This is a genomic window from Terrabacter terrae (assembly GCF_039529575.1).
GTDB lineage: Bacteria > Actinomycetota > Actinomycetes > Actinomycetales > Dermatophilaceae > Terrabacter > Terrabacter terrae.
In genome coordinates, this window is the sequence record NZ_BAAANB010000227.1 from 1 (window position 1) to 5,777 (window position 5,777).

General features: G+C 65.2%; 5 protein-coding genes. 3 read left to right on the forward strand and 2 right to left on the reverse strand.

Features of this window, described 5'->3' with window-relative positions:
• Positions 1 to 620 precede the first annotated feature (620 nt).
• On the forward strand, positions 621 to 995 hold the full coding sequence (locus ABD194_RS21355; RefSeq protein WP_343995295.1) for a (deoxy)nucleoside triphosphate pyrophosphohydrolase: 375 nt from the start codon (positions 621 to 623) through the stop codon (positions 993 to 995).
• Positions 985 to 3,975 (forward strand): DUF3427 domain-containing protein, encoded by a 2,991-nt coding sequence (locus ABD194_RS21360; protein ID WP_343995287.1) that lies wholly within the window; start codon positions 985 to 987, stop codon positions 3,973 to 3,975. Before ABD194_RS21355 ends, ABD194_RS21360 begins: the two co-directional genes overlap by 11 nt.
• A gap of 65 nt (positions 3,976 to 4,040) precedes the next feature.
• On the opposite strand, the gene ABD194_RS21365 is transcribed toward ABD194_RS21360, so the two are convergent.
• Positions 4,041 to 4,592: a hypothetical protein gene (locus ABD194_RS21365; RefSeq protein ID WP_343995289.1), complete on the reverse strand. Its 552-nt coding sequence runs from the start codon at positions 4,590 to 4,592 to the stop codon at positions 4,041 to 4,043.
• 172 nt (positions 4,593 to 4,764) lie between these two features.
• Here ABD194_RS21365 and ABD194_RS21370 point away from each other — a divergent pair, with 172 nt between their 5' ends.
• On the forward strand, positions 4,765 to 4,959 hold the full coding sequence (locus tag ABD194_RS21370; protein ID WP_343995291.1) for a DUF4177 domain-containing protein: 195 nt from the start codon (positions 4,765 to 4,767) through the stop codon (positions 4,957 to 4,959).
• Between the two features lie 32 nt (positions 4,960 to 4,991).
• Here ABD194_RS21370 and ABD194_RS21375 read toward each other — a convergent pair.
• Positions 4,992 to 5,777 (reverse strand): NYN domain-containing protein (locus tag ABD194_RS21375; RefSeq protein WP_343995293.1); only part of this gene is annotated, 786 nt, incomplete at its 5' end.

Consider the following 5,777-nt stretch of genomic DNA (forward strand, 5'->3'; position numbering starts at 1 on the left):
AGGGTGGGCGTGAGGGGCGCCCTTACTGGGCGAAGTGGGCGCCACAATAGGTCTGGACCCAGCAGGCTCACTCGCTAGTTGACGCACACGGCGGAGAGCGGCGATTCGATGAAGCCCGTGGGACAGCCGGCGCCTCGTTGGACTTCCCGGCGTGGCGACTGTGGACTTCGCTCGCGCCTTCAGCGCGCTGGTGGGCGCTCACCTTGGGGGCATCGGGATCCGCAGCTTCTGCGTCGTAACGGCTGGTGATCCTTGGACGGTGGAGCACCAGGACTTCTCGTGATTGTCTCTGGAGTCGTCTGCGAGCGGCTACCGCGGGTAGCGGCGAGGACGCTCCGCACCTCGGTAACTGCGTAGGTGTTGCCCTCGTTCGCCTCGTCTTACCCGCATCCTCCTGCGGGCCTGGTGTCGACTTCGCGCACAAGCCTCGTGACCTCGCCGGTGCCGCGGCCCTGCTCGCAGTGGACTCGGCGATCCCGTCACGCGGCGGCCGCCCAAAGGGTGAGGACGCGGGCCGGCAGGAAAACGCGCTACCGCGAGCCGCTGATGCCCTGCTGCGGGAACCTCCTAAGCTCGGCCGGGTGAACGTGGAGAAGTCGGTCATCCCAGTGGTGGGAGCGGTGATTCGGTCCGAGGGGCGCGTTCTGTGCGCACGGCGAGGAGCGTCAGGGCGATTGGCAGGTCGCTGGGAGTTCCCGGGCGGCAAGGTGGAGCTGGGAGAAAGTCCGCGAGAGGCTCTTGTCCGCGAGATCGACGAAGAGCTTCGCTGCGAAGTCCTCGTTGGATCTCAAGTTGAATCCACGCGACACGAGTATGACTTCGGGACGATTGTCTTGACGACCTTCTACTGCGACCTGCTGGGCGGGGAGCCTCACCTCACCGACCATGACGAAGTCAGGTGGTGCACCCCGGGCGAGATGGAGAGCTTGCTTTGGGCGCCGGCCGACATCCCCGCGGTTGAGCGCGTAAGGCGTGACCTGACACATGGCCACTGACTTCAACTGGCTGGGCGACCTCTCCCTCGACGTCCAGTTCGGTTATCTCGGCACGGAACGGGTAGCGCCACGTCGACGTCATCCGCAGCTTGTCTGCAACGACGCAGATAACACCGCCCTGCGGGTCATTCGCGAGGAGCTTTCGACATGCGACAGCTTCCTGTTCTCGGTTGCTTTTGTCTCCCCGCGCGCAGTCGCGTTGTTGCTGACCGACCTGCTCGAGTTCCAGGGCCAGGGACGGATCGTGACGTCTGACTACTTGGCCTTCAACTCGCCTGCGGCCTTTGCCGAGCTCCTTCGCCGGCAGAGGCACGGGATCGATGTTCGGATCCACCGATCCCCGGCGTTCCATCCCAAGGGGTACGTCTTCGGGCACGGCGACTCAGTGACGGCGATGTTGGGGAGCTCGAACCTCACTGAGACCGCGCTGGTCAAGAATCATGAGTGGAACCTCCGGGTTTCCGCCGCCCGCGCGAGCGACCTTGGCAGGCAGCTTCAACAGCTCGCGGACAAGCAGATCCAGGATTCGGACCCACTCACCCAGGACTGGGTAGACCTATACGCCAGCACCTACAAGGCACCACCGCCACGAGCCCCTCGCTCCCTCAGCGGGCGGGCGGGCGTGACGACGCTGGTCCCCGCCACCTGTTCGGACGAGATTCAGGAACAAGCGGCAGCATCGGCCTTGGCGGAAACCACCGATGCCGGTTTCCCTCCCGCGCGCCCGGCCGTCCTGCCGAACCGCATGCAACGCGAGGCCCTTGCCGCCATTACCGAGGCCCGCGCCGACGGCGCCGACCGTGCGGTCATCATCTCGGCAACAGGCACTGGAAAGACGATCCTCTCGGCATTGGACGTCAGAGCCGTCAACCCAGACCGCATGCTGTTCATCGTCCATCGTGAGCAGATCTTGGACCGGACCATGCAGGAGTACGCCAGAGTCCTCAATCGGCCACTGACCGACTTCGGCAAGCTCGCTGGCGCATCGAAACAGATCGACCGGCCTTTCGTCTTCGCCACGATCCAAACCCTCTCCAAGGCAAGCACGCTTGAGTCAATCGATCCGAGAGCCTTCGACTACGTGCTGGTCGACGAGGTCCACCGAGCCGGCGCGGCCAGCTATCTCAAGGTCCTCAAGCACCTCAAGCCAGACTTCATGCTCGGGATGACCGCCACGCCCGAGCGCACCGATGGGTTCAACGTTTATGAGCTCTTTGACTATGTCGTCCCGTACGAGATACGTCTCAATAGAGCCCTCGAAGAAGAGATGTTGACGCCATTCCACTACTACGGAATCGCTGACATCTCCTTTGAGGACGGAACCAGCACGGACGAGTTCACGATCCTGACGCGCCTGACGTCGCCAGAACGCGTCCGGCATGTTCTCGACGCTCTAGAGACCTATGGGCAGGCCGGGATTCGGCCACGTGGCCTCATCTTCTGCAGTCGCAAGGATGAGGCGCGACAGCTCTCCGAAGCGTTTAACCAGGCGAAGCTGAACGGCAAGCAACTACGCACCGTCGCGCTCACCGGGGACCACTCCATTCCCTTCCGCGAGGAGGTGGTCGAGCGACTCGAACGCGGCGAGCTCGACTACATCCTCACGGTCGACGTCTTCAACGAGGGCGTCGACATTCCGACCGTGAACCAGGTCGTCATGCTTCGCCAGACGCAGTCGGCCATCGTGTTCGTGCAACAACTCGGACGAGGCCTGCGCAAGGCCCCCGGCAAGGAGTACCTCGTCGTTGTCGACTTCATTGGCAACTACGCGAACAACTACCTCATCCCCATCGCGCTCTTCGGCGATGAATCTCTCAACAAGGAGTCGGTCCGGCAGAACCTGATCGCGGCAGAGGAGATCGGCGTCGTCGCAGGCCTCTCGAGCGTACGTTTCGACAAGGTCGCGGAAGCGCGCGTCTTGGCGTCGATCAGCCAGACCCGCCTCGATGACATGCCTAAGCTGCGTCTCGCGCTGATGGCGATGCGAGACCGCGTGGGTGGCGTGCCGCGCCTGTGGGACTTCTGGCGATTCGAGTCGACGGATCCGATCGTTCTGGCAACCAGGCGCGAGCACTACCCGGCCCTGGTCCAAGCTGCACTCAAGGAGAAGTCGGACCTGTCTCCGCGGCAGGGCAAAGCACTCGAGCTGTTGTCTCACGAGATGCTCACAGCCAAACGACTAGGTGAGACTCGCCTTCTGAAAGCGCTGCTCGAGTCCGAGTCGCTGGAACGTGAAGACGCCCGGGAAGTATTGGCGTTGCACGGCGACCCAGCATCCGAGCGCCTCCTCGACAGTGTCATCGACACCTTCACCCTCGAGCAGCACGCCGAGGCTGACCAGAAGCGCTACACGGTTGGATTGATGCAGCGCCTCGAGGGTGGCGGTGTCGCTCTCACGCCTGAGTTTCGGTGGGACTATCGAAGTTCCCGGCCCTTCCGCACTGAGGTCGACGACCTCGTGAGAACCGGCGAATCCATGGCCGCCTCGCTGTACGACTCCACCAGGGCCTTCACGCCTGGTCGGCAGTACTCGCGGAAGGAGGTCTGCCGCATCCTGGGCTGGCCTCGCAAATACACGTCGACGCTCTATGGGTATCGTGCCGATGTCGCGACGGGGGACTGTCCCATCTTCGTGACCCTCCACAAGGGTGATGGCATCGCCTCGAGCACCGCCTATGAGGACGCGTTACTCGACCAGTCCACCATGCTCTGGTATTCGCGGTCGCGGCGAACGTTGGCCAGTGCCGAGGTCGACCACATCGTCAAAGGCCGCGTCAAGCTGAGCATCTTCGTCAAGAAGGACGACGCGGAAGGCTCGCTGTTCTACTACCTGGGGGACGCGACACCGCTGAACTTCGAGGAGACCACGATGCCCGGTGACGGGGGGAAGCCCCTCCCGATTGTGCGCATGCACCTGAAGTTCGAAGAGCCCATCCAGGCAAGCCTCTTCGACTACTTCCATCCCGTGGTCACGGTGTGAACTCGGTTAGGTAGGAAAACGGGGCGAAGTCCGCCTGATCGCTGACCCCACGACGGAGCGCACATTCAGAAGCAGTTCGTGCAGACGCCAGAGAGCGGCATCTCCATGAAGCACGTCGGGCAGACCGCTCCTCGGCGGACCTCCGGCGCTGCCGCGCGAGTGGTGCGCTCACGCACCTCACGCGTCCTCGTCGTCAGGGTCGGCTGCGCATCAGCAGGGACGTCGGCTCCCCAGTGCCGGTAGCACTCCAGGCGCGAGGCGGCTGCGTGGGTCTCCCGCTCGAGCTGGTCGTGGATCGGCGCCTGGCCGTAGACCCGCAGCACCTCGTCGTAGCCGTCACCCACCTGCCCGTCCTGCTTGTGCACGACGAGTGACATGAGCGGCGGCTCCTCGCGCAGGTGGTTGACCTTCACGAGGTCGGCCAGCAGGCCCCCGATCCAGTTCCGCATCGCAGACCTGGTGTGCAGCGAGGACCGCCGCTGGACCTCCTCGGCGAGGTCGGAGTACGTGATGACGGCGTTGTAGCGTCCCGCGGTCTCGACCAGCACCTCGTAGGCGTGCCTGGCCCAGTAGGGCTGCGCCACCTTGGGCGTCACATACGTCTCGCTGTCAGACACGGCCGGCGATCCCTTCGACACATCCATGGACACAGCCCAGTCTCCACCTGCCCCGAACGTCACTTCGACGCGGTGCCGCTCGTGCCGCTGGCTGCTTCGCGGACTGTGCGTTTCCGGCGGCCGAGTCGTGATCCGCCCTAAGGTCGAAGGACCAGAGACAGGGAGGAACGCCATGCCGCAATACAAGGTCGTCGAGCTCCGCGAGGGCATGATCGGCGGGAAGATGTCGGGTGACAAGCTCGAGAATGTCCTCAATGAGTACGGCTCCAAGGGCTGGTCGCTCAAGGCGATCACGTCCGTGGACGTCAAGGGGCGCGTGGGGCCGGGCGGTGTGAACGGCCTCCTGGTCACCTTCGAGAAGGACTGACCCGCACAAGGCCGGACCCTTCCGCTGTCGGCTCAGTCCGTGAGCTCGCCGACCAGCTGCCAGAAGTGGTCGCGCAGCATGAACCGCAGCTGGTCCTCCACGTCGTAGCGGTCGAGCCGGGACGACAGGTCGAGCAGCAGGGCCCGGTCGAGGTCGCCCGGGATGAACGGCTTCTGGCTCATCAGGCGTGTGCGGTCGTCGGCGCTCGCGGTGATCGACCACGTGGCGACCACCCCACGGCATACGTCCTCGATGGCCTGGAGCTCACGCTGGCCGACGGCTGCAGCCGGCGCCCCGCGGTCTGCGCTGCCGGCGCCGTCGCTGGCACTGGACCACACGAGGCGACCCTGGGCTCCCGCAGCGGCGGCCGGACGCTGCGGGACCTTGCTCCCGGCCAGGACGGCGGGAGTGGGCCGAGCAGCCGCGGCTGCAGCGCGCGGTGGGACGCTGTCGGCCGGCACGGCCGCCGCCGGCTGGCCCGTGACGGCGCGTGGCCCCGGCAGCGGGACCACCACGCCACCAGCTGCCGCCGTCACAGGGACCTCCGTGTCGGGCTGCAGCTGCCGCACGTGCACGTTGTCGTCGATGACCGAGCCGTCCAGCACGATCAGGTCGTCGGACTCGCGAATGAGGTGCCGCGACACGGCGTGCGGCTTGCCCGACCGGTCCGGCACCGCCATGAGCACGACCTGCATGCCGTGGCTCTGCGCCTCCTCGACGGCCTCGCTCAGGTCGTCGTCCCCGGAGAGCAAGTAGATGACGTCCACCGAACGGTTGCGACCGTGAGCCGCGAGGTCGAGCCCGATGCGCAGGTCGAC

What these genes read in the sequence shown, in the direction of transcription:
- ABD194_RS21360 (WP_343995287.1), top strand. Translation starts at nt 985, where the DNA reads ATGGCCACTGACTTCAACTGGCTGGGCGACCTCTCCCTCGACGTCCAG.
- ABD194_RS21370 (WP_343995291.1), top strand. Translation starts at nt 4,765, where the DNA reads ATGCCGCAATACAAGGTCGTCGAGCTCCGCGAGGGCATGATCGGCGGG.